General features: G+C 62.0%; 19 protein-coding genes. 8 read left to right on the top strand and 11 right to left on the bottom strand.

The features are described 5' to 3' along the window. Positions 1-8: 8 nt before the first annotated feature. Positions 9-1,352 carry a cytochrome b N-terminal domain-containing protein gene (locus X726_RS154420; protein WP_023670028.1) on the bottom strand — a complete coding sequence of 448 codons (1,344 nt, stop codon included), beginning with the start codon at positions 1,350-1,352 and terminating at the stop codon, positions 9-11. A 16-nt stretch (positions 1,353-1,368) separates the two neighbouring features. After that, a complete protein-coding gene (gene petA, locus X726_RS154425; protein WP_023670027.1) occupies positions 1,369-1,929 on the bottom strand; it encodes a ubiquinol-cytochrome c reductase iron-sulfur subunit in 561 nt (186 codons plus the stop codon). 259 nt (positions 1,930-2,188) lie between these two features. Between petA and X726_RS154430 the strand changes: the two genes are divergently transcribed. The 3 genes from X726_RS154430 to X726_RS154440 are packed head-to-tail and all read left to right on the top strand — an operon-like array spanning position 2,189 to position 3,236. Next, positions 2,189-2,464, top strand: a complete 276-nt coding sequence (locus X726_RS154430) for a type II toxin-antitoxin system Phd/YefM family antitoxin (protein ID WP_023701566.1) — start codon at positions 2,189-2,191, stop codon at positions 2,462-2,464. Further along, on the top strand, positions 2,464-2,886 hold the full coding sequence (locus X726_RS154435; RefSeq protein WP_023670025.1) for a type II toxin-antitoxin system VapC family toxin: 423 nt from the start codon (positions 2,464-2,466) through the stop codon (positions 2,884-2,886). Before X726_RS154430 ends, X726_RS154435 begins: the two co-directional genes overlap by 1 nt. A gap of 5 nt (positions 2,887-2,891) precedes the next feature. Continuing rightward, positions 2,892-3,236: a cupin domain-containing protein gene (locus X726_RS154440; protein ID WP_023670024.1), complete on the top strand. Its 345-nt coding sequence runs from the start codon at positions 2,892-2,894 to the stop codon at positions 3,234-3,236. Between the two features lie 20 nt (positions 3,237-3,256). Here X726_RS154440 and X726_RS154445 read toward each other — a convergent pair whose 3' ends face one another. Genes X726_RS154445 through X726_RS0135210 form a run of 5 tightly spaced genes read right to left on the bottom strand, consistent with a single transcriptional unit; the run spans position 3,257 to position 8,271 of the window. Then, positions 3,257-3,565 carry a DUF6665 family protein gene (locus X726_RS154445; protein WP_023670023.1) on the bottom strand — a complete coding sequence of 103 codons (309 nt, stop codon included), beginning with the start codon at positions 3,563-3,565 and terminating at the stop codon, positions 3,257-3,259. A 1-nt stretch (position 3,566) separates the two neighbouring features. Further along, positions 3,567-4,043, bottom strand: coding sequence for a GNAT family N-acetyltransferase (locus X726_RS154450; RefSeq protein ID WP_023670022.1), 477 nt, complete (start codon positions 4,041-4,043; stop codon positions 3,567-3,569). Between the two features lie 3 nt (positions 4,044-4,046). Further along, positions 4,047-5,930 (bottom strand): ABC transporter ATP-binding protein, encoded by a 1,884-nt coding sequence (locus X726_RS154455; protein ID WP_023670021.1) that lies wholly within the window; start codon positions 5,928-5,930, stop codon positions 4,047-4,049. Positions 5,931-5,940: 10 nt separating this feature from the next. Next, positions 5,941-7,836 carry an ABC transporter ATP-binding protein gene (locus tag X726_RS154460; RefSeq protein ID WP_023670020.1) on the bottom strand — a complete coding sequence of 632 codons (1,896 nt, stop codon included), beginning with the start codon at positions 7,834-7,836 and terminating at the stop codon, positions 5,941-5,943. A 27-nt stretch (positions 7,837-7,863) separates the two neighbouring features. Next, complete coding sequence (locus X726_RS0135210; RefSeq protein WP_023670019.1) at positions 7,864-8,271, bottom strand: hypothetical protein; 408 nt, start codon at positions 8,269-8,271, stop codon at positions 7,864-7,866. Between the two features lie 445 nt (positions 8,272-8,716). On the opposite strand from X726_RS0135210, the gene X726_RS154465 reads away from it, so the two are divergent. Together X726_RS154465 and soxR are read left to right on the top strand one after the other, a co-directional pair. After that, entirely contained in the window at positions 8,717-9,175 is a 459-nt protein-coding gene (locus X726_RS154465; protein ID WP_023670018.1) for a tRNA (cytidine(34)-2'-O)-methyltransferase, read from the top strand. Positions 9,176-9,321: 146 nt separating this feature from the next. Then, positions 9,322-9,768, top strand: coding sequence for a redox-sensitive transcriptional activator SoxR (gene soxR, locus X726_RS154470; RefSeq protein ID WP_023670017.1), 447 nt, complete (start codon positions 9,322-9,324; stop codon positions 9,766-9,768). Here soxR and X726_RS154475 read toward each other — a convergent pair. Beyond that, positions 9,765-10,022 (bottom strand): hypothetical protein, encoded by a 258-nt coding sequence (locus X726_RS154475; protein WP_023670016.1) that lies wholly within the window; start codon positions 10,020-10,022, stop codon positions 9,765-9,767. The two genes, soxR and X726_RS154475, sit on opposite strands and share 4 nt — an antisense overlap. 275 nt (positions 10,023-10,297) lie before the next feature. On the opposite strand from X726_RS154475, the gene hemF reads away from it, so the two are divergent. The 3 genes from hemF (at position 10,298) to X726_RS154490 (ending at position 12,127) form a co-directional block, all read left to right on the top strand. After that, entirely contained in the window at positions 10,298-11,212 is a 915-nt protein-coding gene (gene hemF, locus X726_RS154480) for an oxygen-dependent coproporphyrinogen oxidase (protein ID WP_023670015.1), read from the top strand. A gap of 238 nt (positions 11,213-11,450) precedes the next feature. Continuing rightward, on the top strand, positions 11,451-11,711 hold the full coding sequence (locus X726_RS154485; protein ID WP_023670014.1) for a DUF1344 domain-containing protein: 261 nt from the start codon (positions 11,451-11,453) through the stop codon (positions 11,709-11,711). Positions 11,712-11,941: 230 nt separating this feature from the next. Beyond that, complete coding sequence (locus X726_RS154490; protein WP_023670013.1) at positions 11,942-12,127, top strand: DUF1059 domain-containing protein; 186 nt, start codon at positions 11,942-11,944, stop codon at positions 12,125-12,127. Between the two features lie 6 nt (positions 12,128-12,133). Here X726_RS154490 and X726_RS154495 read toward each other — a convergent pair whose 3' ends face one another. The 3 genes from X726_RS154495 to X726_RS154505 all read right to left on the bottom strand — a co-directional run bounded on the left by X726_RS154495 (position 12,134) and on the right by X726_RS154505 (position 14,735). Continuing rightward, positions 12,134-13,405, bottom strand: coding sequence for a CCA tRNA nucleotidyltransferase (locus X726_RS154495; RefSeq protein WP_031214927.1), 1,272 nt, complete (start codon positions 13,403-13,405; stop codon positions 12,134-12,136). Next, positions 13,402-14,106 (bottom strand): CoA pyrophosphatase, encoded by a 705-nt coding sequence (locus X726_RS154500; RefSeq protein ID WP_023670011.1) that lies wholly within the window; start codon positions 14,104-14,106, stop codon positions 13,402-13,404. The genes X726_RS154495 and X726_RS154500 overlap by 4 nt, the downstream gene beginning before the upstream one ends. After that, complete coding sequence (locus X726_RS154505; RefSeq protein ID WP_023670010.1) at positions 14,106-14,735, bottom strand: DUF1285 domain-containing protein; 630 nt, start codon at positions 14,733-14,735, stop codon at positions 14,106-14,108. Before X726_RS154505 ends, X726_RS154500 begins: the two co-directional genes overlap by 1 nt. Positions 14,736-14,867: the final 132 nt, after the last annotated feature.

Below are 14,867 nucleotides of genomic sequence, written 5' to 3'. Positions count from 1 at the left end.
ATTCTCACTCAGCCTTTGGTTTCCGGCGCCGCGGTCGCACCGGCCGGATGTCCCCCTCCGGCACCCTTGTTCTTCTCCAGCACCGCCTCGGTGATCGAATTCGGCAGTCTGCGTGGCGTCTCGATCAGGCCAAGCACCGGCAGGATGACGAGGAAGAAGGCGAAGTAGAACAGTGTCGCCGCTTGAGCGTAGCCAACGTAGTTGCCCGAGACCTCACCTATCAGGAGGGTCAACAGACCGCCGCCTTCCGCCGGCTGCGAGCCAAGCCAGCCAAGCAGGACAGCGTCTGCGACGAACAGCCAGAAGAACAGCTTGTACCAGGGCCGGTAGACCGCCGAGCGCACCTTGGAGGTGTCGAGCCACGGCACCAGGAACAGCATGACGATGGCGCCGAACATGCACAGCACGCCACCGAGCTTGGAGTTGATCGGCCCGATGTTGAAGGTGATCGCGCGCAGGATCGCGTAGAACGGCAGGAAGTACCATTCCGGCACGATGTGGGCCGGCGTCTTCAGCGGGTTGGCGATCGTGTAATTGTCCGGATGGCCGAGAAAGTTCGGCAGGTAGAAGACGAAATAGGCGAAGAAGAACAGGAACACGATCATGCCGAATGCATCCTTGATGGTCGCATAGGGCGTAAAGGCAACGGTGTCGGTCTTCGATTTCACCTCGATGCCGGTCGGGTTCGACTGGCCGACCACGTGCAGCGCCCAGACGTGCAGCACGACGACGCCGGCGATCATGAACGGCAGCAAATAGTGCAGCGCAAAGAAGCGGTTGAGCGTCGGGTTGTCGACGGCGAAACCGCCGAGCAGCAGTTCCTGGATCCAGTTGCCGACCAGCGGAATGGCGCTGAAGAAGCCGGTGATGACGGTGGCGCCCCAGAAGCTCATCTGACCCCAAGGCAGCACATAGCCCATGAAGCCGGTCGCCATCATCAGCAGATAGATGATGCAGCCGAGGATCCACAGCAGCTCGCGCGGCGCCTTGTAGGAGCCGTAATAAAGCCCGCGGAAGATGTGGATGTAGACGGCGACGAAGAAGAACGAGGCGCCGTTGGAATGCATGTAGCGCAACAGCCAGCCCGAATTGACGTCGCGCATGATCTTCTCGACCGAATTGAAGGCGAGGTTGGTGTCGGCGGTATAGTGCATGGCCAGCACGATACCGGTCAGGATCTGCGCCACCAGCATGATCGTGAGGATGCCGCCGAAGGTCCACGCATAGTTAAGGTTGCGCGGCACCGGATAGGCGATGAAGCTGTCATAGACCATGCGCGGCAGCGGCATGCGGGCGTCGAACCAGCGTTCGATACCGGTCTTGGGCGTATAGGTCGAGTGTCCCTCGCTCATCGAATTATCCCCTGCCTCAACCGATAAGGATTTTGGTATCGGAAATGAACTTGAATACCGGCACGGCCATGTTTTCCGGCGCCGGGCCTTTGCGGATGCGGCCGGCGGTATCGTACACCGAACCGTGGCACGGGCAGAACCAGCCGCCGAAATCGCCTTCCTGGCCAAGCGGAATGCACCCCAGATGCGTGCAGACCTGCACCATCACCATCCAGGCTTCCTTGCCGGGCGTGGTGCGGTTGGCGTCGGTCGCCGGCGCATCGGCGGGCAGATTGGCGTTGCGGGCAATAGGATCCTTGAGGTCGGCAAGGTTCACGGCCTCGCCGTCCTTCATCTCCTGCTCGGTGCGGTTGCGCACCACGACCGGCTTGCCGCGCCATTTGACGATCAGCGACATGCCAGGCGTCAGCGAGGCGACGTCGACCTCGACCGAGGCCAGCGCCAGCGTCGAGGCATCGGGGCGCATCTGGTCGATGAAGGGCCAGGCAACGGCGCCTGCGCCAACCACTGCGGCCATGCCGGTGGCGACGTAGAGAAAATCACGACGGTTGGGATCCTGGGTGTCGGTTGCGCTCACGGGTGCCTGATCCTTTCGCCTCTTCCGAGCCGGCGGCCGAGCTTTGTCCCCGCTCCATCGCGCCGGCCCGACAGCGCATGGCGAACAAGCTAGCGAATTCCTCCGGCATTTGGATTTCGGTTTATGCGTGAAGCCCGTTTTTGTCCAGCGGGCTGAGGCCACAAGGGCAGATTGTCGCGGGCGTTCCGCACGAAGAGAAATTTGACGAGCTTGGCCGAATGTAGCAATATGTCTACATCTTCCGGATGGAGGTGTTGATATGAATATCTCGACGAAGACGATAACCATCATGTCGAGCCGTGAATTCAACCAGGACACGGCGCATGCCAAACGGGCAGCCAAGAACGGGCCGGTCATCATTACCGACCGCGGCAAGCCCTCCCATGTGCTGATGTCGATGGAGGAATATCAGCGTTTAGAGAAGAAGCCGAGAAGCCTCGCGGACGCGATTGCCGATGATCGCCCCGAAGCAGATTTCGACTGGGAACCACCTCGCCTGGAAGGACCGTTTTTCAAGATTCCCGAACTCGACTGATGTTCATTCTTGACACCAATGTCGTTTCGAATCTGCGTCGTCGGGACAAGGCCGATCGCAACGTTTTGGCCTGGTCAGAGACCCACGACATCGCCAGCTTTTTCATGTCGGTCATTTCGATCCTGGAACTCGAAATCGGAACATTGCTCTTGTCGAGGAAGGATACTCGCCAGGCCACCATGTACCGTGAGTGGTTGGATCAGACACTCATTCCACAGTTTGACGACCGGATATTGAGCATAGACACGGCTGTTGTCGTGCGTTGCGCAAACCTCCACGTTCCCGATCCAAAGCCGGAGCGCGACGCCCTCATAGCCGCTACCGCGCTCGTCAAAAACTTGACAGTCGTGACCCGCAACACCAAGGATTTTGAAGGCACCGGCGTGAAGCTTTTCAACCCCTGGATACCGACGAAGGGTTAGAGGCTATGGCACACATCATCGACCGCGAGACCTGGACCAGGACGCCCGGCCGCTGGCAGGGCGAACTGCAATGCGGCGCCTACGACTCCAACTCCTGCCTGATTTTCAACTATCAGGAAGAGATTGGCGGCGGCCCGCGCCTGCACACGCATCCCTATTGTGAAATCTTCATCATCCGGCAAGGCATCGGCCTGTTCACGATCGGCGACCAGCAGATAGAGGCCACGGCCGGCCAGATCCTGATCGTGCCGCCCGATACGCCGCACAAATTCACCAATCTTGGCCCAGGCCCGCTCGAAACGACCGACATCCACGAAAACGGCAGCTTCATCACCGAATGGCTGGAATGATTGTTGCCGGCTGGTGACCTCTAGCTTGCACCGAGCCTGACCAGCACGGCCCTTGGGATATCGTATTCGCGGATGGCCGACTCATGCCGGCGCAGGCCGCAGAGTTCACGCTGGATGAAATAGGCGTGCACCGCCGCGGCAGCCTCCTTGAGCAGCCGCGGTCGCTGCTCCTCGTCGCCGTTGTTCTGACGGAGCTTGGCCAGCGTTTCCTCGACCCGTTGGCCGGCACGGCCGAGCGCTGCGGCCTTTTCAGCCAGTATCTCATGGCCGAGGGCGTCGAACGCGGCTTCGGCAGCCGAGGCGCCTAGGGATGGCGGACGCAGTGACATCTCAGCCTCCTTTTCTGTCTTGAGAGAGCATCATGCGGTGCGTGACGAATTCTTCGCCCCCCACCGGCTGGAAGCCAAGCCGTTCATAGAAGCCAAAGGCTTCTTGTGGCGCGCGGGTGTTCAGCACGGCAAAATGCTGACGTGCCCTGTCAATGACGGTCTCGACCAGCATGCGGCCAATGCCGCTGCGGCGATGACGCGCGCTGACGAACAGGTGCCTGACCCGGCCGTGGTCCCTGCCTTCGAAATAAGGATCGATGTTCAACCCGCACACACCAGCGAGTTCTCGGCCATGCCATGCGCCAAACAGCGCCTCGCCTCGTTTCAGGAACTTGTTGCGGCCGCCCGCCCAGCCATCCGCCAGCCGCACCAGCATCCAGTAGCCCTCCAGCCGGCTCTCCTCCTTCAGCGCGTCGAAGGCCGGCGCGGTTGGCCGCAGCCGCTTGAGGACGTAGCCGACATCAGGCGACGCTGCCATGCCCTACTCCGCCGGCCGTGTCTCTTCCAGCACGCTTTCCTCGTGGTAGAGGAAGCCGCCGGACTGCCGCTTCCACAGCCGCGCATAGAGCCCGTCGAGCGCCACCAGCTCGTCATGAGTGCCCTGTTCGACGATGCGGCCTCCGTCCAGCACCACAAGACGGTCGAGCGCGGCGATGGTCGACAGCCGATGAGCGATGGCGATGACCGTCTTGTTCTCCATCAGCCTGGCCAGATTCTCCTGGATCGCCGCCTCGATGTCGGAATCGAGCGCCGAGGTCGCCTCGTCGAGGATCAGGATCGGCGCATCCTTGAGGAAGACGCGGGCGATCGCGACGCGCTGGCGCTGGCCGCCCGACAGTTTCACGCCGCGCTCGCCGACAAAAGCCTCGTAGCCGGTACGGTCCCGGTTGTCGCGCAGGCCCAATATGAACTCGTGCGCCTCGGCCTTCTTCGCCGCCGCGATCACCTCGGCGTCAGTTGCATCCGGCATGCCGAGCTTGATGTTGTCGCGTAGCGAGCGGTGGAACAGCGCCGTCTCCTGGCTGACCACGCCGATATTGGCGCGCAGCGAGTTCTGCGTCACCTCGGCGACGTCTTGCCCGTCGATCAGGATTTTGCCGCTCTCGAGGTCGTAGAGGCGCAAGATGAGGTTGGCGAGCGTCGTCTTGCCCGCGCCCGACGGCCCGACCAGCCCGACCTTCTCGCCAGGCTTGACCACAAGGTCGATGCCATTCAGCACGCCAAAACCCTTGCCGTAGTGGAACTCGACATTCTTCACCTCGATGCGGCCGCCGGCGACGACAAGCTCTTTCGCATCCGGCGCATCGACAAGGCCAAGCGGCTGCGAGATCAGCGCCTTGGAGTTTTCCAGGACGCCGAGATTTCGCAATATGCCGTTGAGCTGCATCATCACGCGCCCGAGCAGCATGTTGAGCCGCAAGACCAGCGACAGCGTGAACGCGACGGCGCCGACGGTGATCGACCCTTCGACCCAGAGATAGACGGCAAAGCAGCCAATCGCGGTGATCATGATGCCCGACAGCGTCGTCAGCGCCATGCGCACGCCGGTCAGCCGGCGGGTGAAGGGCCGTAGTGCATCGAGATAGATGTCGAAGCCGTTCTTGATGTAGCGGTCGTCGCCGTCGGCCGAGAATAGCTTCAGCGTCTGCACGTTGGAATAGGAATCGATGATGCGCCCATTGATCATCGAGCCAGCTTCAGCCGTGGCCTCGGCATGCCTGCGGATCGAGGGCAGATAGAGCTTGGCCAGCCAGGCGAACGCGAGGATCCAGATCACCACCAGCACGGCCAGGCGCAGATCCAGCCCGGCGACCAGCGCCAAGGTCGTCACCGTATAGATGAGCATGAACCAGATGACCTCGATGAAGCTCTCCATCAGGTCGCCGGTCGCCTGCCCCGCCTGCCAGACTTTTGTCGCGATACGGCCGGCGAAATCGTTCTGGAAGAAGGTGTAGGACTGGCGCGATACGTGCCGGTGCGCCTGCCAGCGCACCAGATTGTAGAACCCCGGCGTGATCGTCTGTTCGTTGACCAGCGCCGACAGGCCGACGACGATGGTGCGGATGACCAGCACCACTGCGATCATGAAGACAAGCTCAGGCCCGGCGGCGGTCCACAGCGCGTCCCAGCTGCGCTCGCCGGGAAGCTGATCGAGAATATCGACCAGCCGCCCGACGAAGTAGAAAAGCCCGGCCTCGATCAGCGGCGCGATGCCGCCGATGACAAGCATGGCGAAGAAGGCGAACTTCGCCTGGCCGACATAGTGCCAGAGGAAGCCGCCGACGCTTGGCGGTGGCCGAAGGTCCGCCGGCTCCCTGAACGGATAGACCCAGTCCTCGAACCAGCGATAGACGGCTGTCATCATGCTGACGTCATCACTCTGCGGCTTCACCCTTCACGCCGATGTCGTTGGCAACAGCGTCATTGGCGGCATCGACCGGACCGTCATCGAGCAGGAACCCGCCCGACTGGCGCTGCCAGAGCTGCGCGTAGAGCCCGCCGCTGGCGACGAGTTCCTCGTGCGACCCCTCCTCGATGACACGGCCCTTGTCGAGGACGACGAGCCTGTCCATCGCCGCGATGGTCGACAGCCGGTGCGCAATGGCGATGACGGTCTTGCCTTGCATGAGCTTGTAGAGATTCTCCTGGATGGCGGCCTCGGCTTCGGAATCCAGCGCCGACGTCGCTTCGTCAAGGATAAGTATCGGTGCGTCCTTCAACATAACGCGAGCAATGGCGATGCGTTGCCGCTGGCCGCCGGACAATTTGACGCCGCGGTCGCCGACATGAGCGTCGAGCCCTTTACGTCCGGTGTGATCCGAAAGCCTGCCGATAAACTCCAGCGCCTCGGCCCGCCCGGCTGCCTCGACAAGCATTTCCTCCGTCGCATCGGGCCGCCCGTAAAGAATGTTGTCGCGCACCGAACGATGCAGCAGCGAAGTGTCCTGCGTCACCATGCCGATCTGCGCGCGCAGCGAATCCTGCGTCACCGAAGCGATCTCCTGGCCGTCGATCAGGATCCGGCCGTTCTCGAGGTCGTAGAACCGCAACAGGAGATTGACCAGCGTCGACTTGCCCGCACCCGAGCGCCCGACAATGCCGACTTTCTCGCCGGGCTTCACCGTCAGCGACAGGTTCTCGATGACGCCCTTCTGCTTGCCATAGTGGAAACGAATGTCGTCGAAGCGGATCTCGCCCTTGGTGACGGCAATGTCCTTCGCCCCCGGCCGGTCTTCGACCAGGCGCGGCAGCGAGATCGAGGCGATGCCGTCTTGCACCGTGCCGATGTTCTCGAACAGGCTCGACATTTCCCACATGATCCACTGCGACATGCCCCACATACGGAGCACGAGGCCGATGACCACGGCGACGGCGCCGATCGTCACCGCCTGGCCGAGCCACAGCCACAGCGCCAGCGCAGTCACCGAAAACAGGAGCAGCGCGTTGAGGATATAGAGCAGGCCGTAAAGCACCGTCACCAGCCGCATCGACCGGTAGACCGTGTCAAGGAAGCCTGCCATGCCTTCTCTCGCGAACGTTGCTTCGCGCCGTGCATGGGAAAACAACTTGACCGTCTGGATGTTGGTGTAGCTGTCGACGACGCGGCCGGTCATAGTCGATCGCGCATTGGCCTGCGCCTCGCCGACCTTGCCCAGCTTCGGGATGATATAGCGCAACAACCCGATATAGCCGAGCAGCCAGACGCCGAGAGGTGCCGCCAGCCGCAAGTCGGCCGAGCCGACGATGAACAGCATGCCGAGGAAATAGACGATGACGTAATTGAGCACCTCGATCACCTTGATGACGCATTCGCGCACGGCGAGTGCCGTCTGCATCAGCTTGGTGGCGATGCGGCCGGCAAACTCGTCCTGGTAGAAGCTCATCGACTGCTTCAAGAGATAACGATGCACCTGCCATCGGATGCGCATGGGGTAGTTGCCCATCAGCGTCTGCTGGTTGAGCAAAGAATGCAGCCATACCGTACCCGGCAGCGCGAACAGCACGACGAAGGCCATGCCGGCGAGCTTCCAGCTCTCGGTCTGCAGGAAGGTTTCGCGGTTCTGCCCGGACAGCCAGTCGACGATGTGGCCCATGAAGCCGAACATCCACACTTCCGCGATGGCAATCGCCGTCACCAGCACCGCGTCGAGGATGATGTATGGCCAGGCGCCGCGGGTATAATGCACGCAGAAGGCAACCAGCGTCTTCGGCGGCTCGACCGGTTCCGCTGCGGGGAACGGATCGAGCCTTCTTTCAAACCAGCTAAACATAGTGATGCTCACAAAACTTTTGTCCGCTCATGCGGCGCGGGAAAAATCCCCGGGGCGCTCCGCGTCCCCAGACCGTACGTCGGCGGGGACCGACGGCCCGGAATCACCCGGGCCATCGGTCCTGCTTCGCGCAATATAGGGACTTGCGGGCTTTTCACCGACAGAAGCTTTCGACTGAGCTGACGGCACGCCGCCGCCAGTCCGGTTTTTCGCGCCCGGCCGGATCAGCCGGATGATCCGGCGCACCAGCGACGGCCGGCTGTGGTCGGGAACCGCACGCGAGAAATCGACATCCGGCAACATGCCGCGATGCGGACGCCGGCGCGTCTGGGCGTGAACCGCCGACGAATAGGTCTCGCCGACCAGCAACGCCCAGGTCGCCGTCTTGCGTTCGTGCAGGCTTCTTGAACCAGGTATCTTATAGGGATCGAACATCGGTCCGTCCTCCGTGTGAAAATAGACATAAAAAGGCGAAGCAATGTCGTGCGCCGGCGTTCGGCCGGAGGCACGGATTGTATCCGTCGGGACACGAGGATAGGCCTCGGTCGCGACATGCTCAGCTGGGGCGCTTGGCCCCTTTAACCGGTTGAAAAACATCGCAGGATTCCTTCGAGAGCCGAAAATTGGGTTCGGCGGGAATCGGTGCGATCAGATCTAAGAAATCAGGTAAATCGTCGTACCGAAACCGCCAGCAGGCAGGTAAGCCCACGGGAGGGGCGCTGGATGTGCATGGTCATCATGAAATACCCCTCCATCGGTTCGGGTTGACAATGCGTGCGGTATAATCGACTTCGCAGAAAATGGCCACCCGCAGGTCCAGCAATTTCCAAAACCAGCCACCCGCTGTGGCCGATCTGCCACTTATTAGAAAGACGCGGAAATGAACCACCGTCTCCGCATCGCCCTCTACCAGCCTGACATCGCCGGCAACACCGGAACAATCCTGCGCTTCGCCGCCTGCCTCGGCCTTGGCGTCGACATCATCGAACCAGCCGGCTTTCCGCTCTCCGACAAAGCGCTCAAGCGCGCCGGGATGGACTACCTCGAAATGGCTGCCCTGACCCGGCATGTCGACTGGAACGCCTTCGAGGATTGGCGCAAGGGCCAAGCCTGCCGGCTGGTGCTGCTCACCACCAAAGCCGCGACCCCCTATACGGGCTTCAGCTTCGCCCAAGGCGACATCCTGCTGTTCGGCCGCGAATCCGCCGGCGTGCCGGATCCTGTCCATCAGGCGGCGGATGCGCGGCTGACGATCCCGATGCAGCCGGGCACGCGCAGCATCAACGTCGCGCTGTCCGTCGCCATGGTCGCCGGTGAAGCCATCCGGCAACTCGGCTAGAACCTTCAACGCGTTGTCGTCATCGCCAACGGCCCTTGCGTCTTGCATCATTCTCACCCAGGCGCACATCGCCTTCTCCTCAATTGCCCTATCGACATTTCCTAGCTACAAGCTCAACTTAAGTTGAGGTCAAGCGGAAAATCGAGATGGCTCCGGTAAAGGAATTGACGGTCGGCCAGTTGGCCATGCGCAGCGGCGTGGCGGTGTCGGCGCTGCATTTCTACGAGGCGCGCGGGCTGATCCGCAGCCACCGCACGTCGGGCAACCAGCGGCGCTATGGCCGCGACGTGCTGCGGCGGGTGGCGATCATCCGGATCGCCCAGGAGGTCGGCATCTCGCTGGCCGAGATCGGCGCCGCACTTGAATCGCTGCCAGAAGGCCGTACCCCGACGCGCGAGGACTGGAACCTGTTGTCGACCGGCTGGCGCGACGACCTCGATCGCAAGATCACTCGGCTAAAGAAGCTGCGCGACGGCCTTACCGACTGCATCGGCTGCGGCTGCATGTCGATCGACAAATGCCCGCTGCGAAACAGGGAAGATCGCTTGAGTGCGCAAGGGCCGGGCGCAAGGCGACTGCTTGTGGAATTCTAATCTGCCGCAGGCAGCCGCCGTATCGTGAATTCGATGACGTCGCCTGGCCGTTCGAACCAGCTTTCGATCTCGGTCCAGTAGGCCTGCTTGGGAAAGCGTTCGAACCATTCCTTGGCCTTGAGCCGCGCATCGGGGCGCGGCAAGATAAAGGTCTCCCGCAAAAACCCGTCACGCGGCATGCGCTCGCGCTCGGCGCGTGAACGATCGAGCCTTTTCTTCAGGCCATGCAGCGGCGGTCTTGCCGGCGTGCGCATGAAAGAACTCCTGGGCCGAACCAGATGACACTTGACCCTTGCCCCTAAGAGATTAGGGATCGCGCCCGGAAAAGGCTAGTGCTCCGATTCCAACATTCGCCTTCCTAATCCCCAGTCGCCGTTGCGAACGTTGGAATCACAAGGACCACTAGCAAGTTCATGTTTCTGGTGGAGTTTTCGAATTTGACATTTGCGCCATGCCCTGCGCCACGCTGTGTGCAAATCTCAAATTCACTCCACTAGATCCTTTGTCGGCTGCGACCGGAGACAGCATTTTGGAACGACCAGAAATACCGGCAGGCCTGCCAGCCGACATCGAACAGAAGAAAATGAAGGCCAGGCTCTGGTTCGAGACGCTGCGGGAGCGCATCTGCACCACCTTCGAGCAGATCGAGCAGGACTTGACCGGTCCGCTGGCCGAATGGTCGCCCGGCCGCTTCGAAAAGACGCCGTGGGAACGAGACCATGGCAAGGGCGGCGGCGGCGCCATGTCGATGATGCGCGGCCGCGTCTTCGAGAAGGTCGGCGTCCATACTTCGACCGTCTATGGCGAATTCTCGCCCGAATTCAGGAAGCAGATGCCCGGCGCCGAGGAAGACCCGAGCTTCTGGGCATCAGGCATTTCGTTGATCGCTCATCCCTGGAACCCCAACGTGCCGGCCGTGCACATGAACACCCGCATGGTCGTGACGTCGCGCCACTGGTTTGGCGGCGGCGCCGATCTGACGCCGGTGCTCGACCGCAACCGCACGGAAGATCACCCCGACACGGTCGCCTTCCATCGAGCCATGCAGTTTGCCTGCGAGAAGAACGCTGCGATCGCCGACCACCCCAAATTCAAGGCCTGGTGCGACGAGTATTTCTATCTGCCGCACCGCCACGAGCCGCGCGGCGTCGGCGGCATCTTTTTCGACTGGCTGCATTCGGGGGAGGAGAAAGGCGGCTGGAATGCCGATTTGAACTTCGTCCAGGATGTCGGGCGTTCTTTCCTAGTCGTCTACGGACACCTGGTTCGCGCCCATTTCAACGAGAACTGGACCGACGACGACCGCGACGAGCAGCTCATTCGCCGCGGCCGCTACGTCGAATTCAACCTTCTTCACGATCGCGGCACCATCTTCGGCCTGAAGACCGGCGGCAATGTCGCTTCGATCCTGTCCAGCCTGCCGCCGGAGGTCAGGTGGCCGTAAAAAATCGGTGAGCGAAACGTGAGCCGCATTGACGTCCCATTCGCCGAATCTGGGCAGCCAATGTGGCATCGCCATTATCTTTTTCGTCTAATAGGCGATTGAAATAAAACGACTATTTGTCGTTTCGGGCCGGGAAGCGCCGGCGGTTCAGTCCCGAACCGCGACACGACGCTACCGGACGGCCCTGAACAAGGCGGAGCATTTTCCAAACGGATGCCCGCATTTCCAGGAGTATTACATGCGAAAGCTCATTGTTTCGGCAGCCGCCGCTGCCCTTCTCGCTTCCGGCTCGATTGCCTTTGCCGCGGTCAAGCACACCACGGGCACGGTCAAGACCTATGATGGCACGGCCATGAGCCTCGTTCTGGACGATGGATCGACCTTTACGCTGCCCAAGACCTTCAAGGATCCTGGCCTGAAGGCCGGCGAAAAGGTCCGCGTTTCCTGGGACATGAGCGGCAAGAACAAGGTTGCCGAGTCCGTCAAGATCGTGAAGTGATCGGGACAAGACCGAACGGTCTCGGCTTGGCTTAGCCTGACAAGAGGGGCGGAGCAGCGCTGCTCCGCCTTTTTCGCACCCACGGCAACCAAAATGGTCGAACCGTGTTATGCTAGCTCCCCCGTGCGTGCCCCCGAAACCGACTGCTGTGACAGGGCGCGGAACAGAGATGGCGGAGCTTCGTGTGCCCATGAGAGGCACAGGCTCCAAGGAGGAAAGGAGAAAATCCCATGAAGGAATTCCATTGCGGCTCGCTGGTTCCCGGCTGTGAGTGGCACACGCGTGCCGGTGAGGAAGCCGAGGTCATGCGCCGCGCCGTCGACCATATGCGCGAGACACATGGCGAAACGGTCATTCGCGAGACGATGATCGAGGCGATCCGCTCGCGCATCGAGAAAGTTCGCGACGCGGCCTGAGCAGTCCTATCTGGCCTTCAAGGCTTCCGCGGCGCGCTCCAGCAGCGCGTCGCGATCGAGCGCAAAGCCGGACCCGATCCATTCCTTTTCCAGGTTTTTCAGGATCGCACCGAGTATTGGCCCCGGCGACGCGCCAAGCGCCGTCAGATCGCCGCCCTTGACTGGGAACACCGGTTTTTCCCATTTCAGCGCAAAAGCGAGCAGGCGCGAAAACCCGCCGGCCTGAACCAGCGCGTCATTGTCCTCGAGAGCCCGCGCTCGCGCCGACGCCAGCGACAGCCGTAGGCGATCGAGAAAACCCTGGCGCTCGCCGGAATAGAGTTTCTTGGCCAGTTCCGCTTCGCTTGTCTTGGGCTCGACGGCAGCCGTCAGCGCCCAGTGGCGCAGGCGCTCCGCCTCAGTGGTCGAAAGTTTCAGCCGCTTGGCCAGTGTCTTCATCCTCTCCGCATCGGGCGGCACGATCGCCTCCAGCCTGAGCAGCGGGTCCGGCGCCCAGCCCAGATCCTTTTCTGTCTTGGTCAGCCCATGAATGGCATCGATGCCCCATTTCTCGCTTTCCGGCAGGGCGCTGGTGAGCACGCCGGCCTGGCGCATCCACAGCAAGGCGCGCGACGGATCTGGGGCCGATAGCAACTTCTTCAGCTCGGACCAGATGCGTTCGGCCGAGAGATGGGCGAGACCGTCCTTGAGCCGGGCGCAGGCCTTCAATCCCTCGGCATCGGGCCGACCCTCGCCATACCAGGCAAAAAAACGGAAGAAACGCAGGATGCGCAGATAGTCTTCGCGGATCCGCTGCTCGGCATCGCCAATGAAGCGCAGCCTTCGTGCCTCGATATCGCCGACGCCGCCGACCAGGTCGACGACCGTCCCGTCAGCCTCCGCATAGAGCGCGTTGATGGTGAAATCGCGCCGTTCGGCGTCGGCCTTCCAGTCGCGGCCGAACGACACTTTAGCGCGGCGGCCATCGGTCTCGATGTCGGCGCGCAGCGTGGTGACCTCATAGGGCGCGCCGCCGGCAATCACCGTGATCGTGCCGTGCTCGATGCCGGTCGGCACCGCCTTGAAGCCCGCCGCCTCGGCGCGGCGAACGGTTTCCTCGGGCAGGCAAGTGGTAGCAAGATCGATATCGGCGACCGGCTGCCCAATCAGCGCATTGCGCACCGCACCGCCGGCGATGCGGGCTTCCTCGCCGCCCTGCGCTAGCACGGCAAGCAGCCGCTGGAGATGCTTTTCACCCAGCCAGTCGGCTCTGCGCGCCAGCGACACCGGATCACTCAAGCATAGAGCCTTTCATAGAGGGTGCGGATGATGCCGGCGGTGACGCCCCAGATGCGCTGGCCGCCATAGGGCATATCGTAGAAGAACCATTCCAGATCGTTCCACATGCGGCTGTCCCTGGTGTGGTTGGCCGGATCCATCAGGAACGAAAGCGGCACTTCGAAGGCGGCGTCGACCTCGTCGGAATTGAGCGACAGCGTAAAACCGGGCTCGACGATCGCCAGCACCGGCGCGATGCGATAGCCGCTGCCGGCGACATAATCGGGCATGCGGCCGATGATCTCGATGCGGTCNAGCACCGGCGCGATGCGATAGCCGCTGCCGGCGACATAATCGGGCATGCGGCCGATGATCTCGATGCGGTCCTGGCCGAGCCCGATCTCCTCGAAGGTTTCGCGCAAGGCCGCTGCTTCCGGGGTCGCATCGGTGGGATCAATGGTGCCGCCGGGAAAAGCCACCTGCCCGGAATGGCTGCGCAGTTTTTCCGCCCGCTTGGTCAAAAGCACGGTCGCATCGCGTCCATGATCGACGACCGGGATCAGCACCGCGGCGTCGCGCAGCGCTTTGAGCTGCGTCAACCGTGGATGGCCGGGGTTGAAGCGATGATCGCCATAATCGTCGCCGGCATGGGCTTCAGCTTGCGCCGCGACCCGCACGCGAAAATCCGCTGTGGAAAACGGCGGCGGCCTCACCTGATCCATCATGCGCTCAGCCGCTTCAGTTTTTCCGCCGGCATGATCGGATAGATTTCGCCTTTCGAGCGCACGGCAAACATCGTCTTGCCGCCGATATCGATCTCCTCGCCATGCTCGACCAGTTCGTACATCACCGGCCGCGCCACCAGCGCTTCCAGCCGCCCGCGCACCAGCACATAGGGCTTCAGGCCGCCGGTCTCGTTCTCGTCGACGAAGCGCAGCGGATGGCCAGGTCCGGCCTCGACGACATCGCCGACATTGGTGCGGAAAGTGATGGTCTGCTCGGCGCCGGCGCCGGAAACATCCATTTCAACCGCGATGAAAGGCGCGTCCACGACGCGGATGCCGACCCGTTCGACCGGCGTCACCAGATAGGTCCTGCCATCCTCGTCCTTGCGCAGCACGCTGGAAAACAGCTGCACCAGCGGCATGCGGCCGATCGGCGTGCCGAGATAGAACCACGTTCCGTCCTGTTTGATCTCCATGTCTAGATCGCCGCAAAAGTCGGGATTCCAGCGCTCCACCGGCGCCGCGCCCTTGCCGGCGCGAGCCGCACGCGAGATCAACGCTTCGAGACCGCGCGCCTCGGTTGCGGCAGCAAGGCTGTGTTCGCGATGTTCGGAGCGTTCCGTCATGGTCACGAAATAGTCACTGTTGTTCCGCTTGTCAGCCTAAGTCTGTGATTTAAATTCATTCGTAGGCGCCAGGCGAAGCCGAATCGCGGCATTCTAAGGCACTACAGTGCAAGCCGGTACTTCCAGCACAAG

Source organism: Mesorhizobium sp. LSJC285A00 (assembly GCF_000503155.1).
Taxonomy (GTDB): Bacteria; Pseudomonadota; Alphaproteobacteria; order Rhizobiales; family Rhizobiaceae; genus Mesorhizobium.
The sequence above is the reverse complement of the archived record's forward strand: the minus strand, read 5'-3'. Positions and strand labels throughout refer to the sequence as shown.

Coding starts and splice junctions, on each gene's coding strand:
- X726_RS154420 (WP_023670028.1), bottom strand. CDS start 1,352: ATGAGCGAGGGACACTCGACCTATACGCCCAAGACCGGTATCGAACGC.
- X726_RS154430 (WP_023701566.1), top strand. CDS start 2,189: ATGAATATCTCGACGAAGACGATAACCATCATGTCGAGCCGTGAATTC.
- X726_RS154435 (WP_023670025.1), top strand. CDS start 2,464: ATGTTCATTCTTGACACCAATGTCGTTTCGAATCTGCGTCGTCGGGAC.
- X726_RS154440 (WP_023670024.1), top strand. CDS start 2,892: ATGGCACACATCATCGACCGCGAGACCTGGACCAGGACGCCCGGCCGC.
- X726_RS154445 (WP_023670023.1), bottom strand. CDS start 3,565: ATGTCACTGCGTCCGCCATCCCTAGGCGCCTCGGCTGCCGAAGCCGCG.
- X726_RS154450 (WP_023670022.1), bottom strand. CDS start 4,043: ATGGCAGCGTCGCCTGATGTCGGCTACGTCCTCAAGCGGCTGCGGCCA.
- X726_RS154455 (WP_023670021.1), bottom strand. CDS start 5,930: ATGATGACAGCCGTCTATCGCTGGTTCGAGGACTGGGTCTATCCGTTC.
- X726_RS154460 (WP_023670020.1), bottom strand. CDS start 7,836: ATGTTTAGCTGGTTTGAAAGAAGGCTCGATCCGTTCCCCGCAGCGGAA.
- X726_RS0135210 (WP_023670019.1), bottom strand. CDS start 8,271: ATGTTCGATCCCTATAAGATACCTGGTTCAAGAAGCCTGCACGAACGC.
- X726_RS154465 (WP_023670018.1), top strand. CDS start 8,717: ATGAACCACCGTCTCCGCATCGCCCTCTACCAGCCTGACATCGCCGGC.
- soxR (WP_023670017.1), top strand. CDS start 9,322: ATGGCTCCGGTAAAGGAATTGACGGTCGGCCAGTTGGCCATGCGCAGC.
- X726_RS154475 (WP_023670016.1), bottom strand. CDS start 10,022: ATGCGCACGCCGGCAAGACCGCCGCTGCATGGCCTGAAGAAAAGGCTC.
- X726_RS154485 (WP_023670014.1), top strand. CDS start 11,451: ATGCGAAAGCTCATTGTTTCGGCAGCCGCCGCTGCCCTTCTCGCTTCC.
- X726_RS154490 (WP_023670013.1), top strand. CDS start 11,942: ATGAAGGAATTCCATTGCGGCTCGCTGGTTCCCGGCTGTGAGTGGCAC.
- X726_RS154505 (WP_023670010.1), bottom strand. CDS start 14,735: ATGACGGAACGCTCCGAACATCGCGAACACAGCCTTGCTGCCGCAACC.